Source organism: Pseudoalteromonas sp. HM-SA03 (genome assembly GCF_002289345.1).
Lineage (GTDB): Bacteria > Pseudomonadota > Gammaproteobacteria > Enterobacterales > Alteromonadaceae > Pseudoalteromonas.
Window position 1 is genome coordinate 1 of sequence record NZ_NSDG01000186.1, and the last position, 520, is coordinate 520.

Annotated in this window: 1 protein-coding gene; it reads right to left on the minus strand. The window is 45.6% G+C overall.

The window, feature by feature from the left end:
• Positions 1-178: 178 nt before the first annotated feature.
• Positions 179-520: transposase (locus tag CKO50_RS23835; RefSeq protein WP_141240184.1), on the minus strand; the 342-nt coding region annotated here is incomplete at its 5' end.

Sequence of the window (520 nt, forward strand, 5' to 3'; positions counted from 1 at the left end):
CAGATTGATGATAAACCCCGCTTTTTTAAGCGGGGTTTATTTTTCCCAGTTGTTGGAGCAGTTTTCTCTGCCGTAAGTTTCAGCGCTGTTTTTTTGTGTTGGCTAGGCTAATTATTGTGATTTGGTGTGTCCAAGGTCGTTTTGAGGGCTTTTAGGGGGGAGTTTTCGAGGTTTTTTGCTAGTGTGCAGCCATGAGCGCCATTTTCTTCATATTTTGACATGCCGCTGCTAACAAGCATTGTGCAGTCACTTTTGGAAGGCCTCTATATCTGCAGTAGCGATGTCCATGATGTTGTTTCGCATCAGCGAAGCTTCTTTCCACCGTTTCGGCTCGTCGTCGATAGAGCTTTTTACCCCAGTCGCTCAGCCTAATCGTATTGGCGTTTTCTACGCTCGATTGCCAAACATGCCGCGTTATAACTTTGGTTTGATTTTTACTGGCTGTACATTGATTTCTGACTGGACAGCGTCCACATTTGCTCGGGTCGGAATAATAGTGACGATACCCTGTTCGACTCGT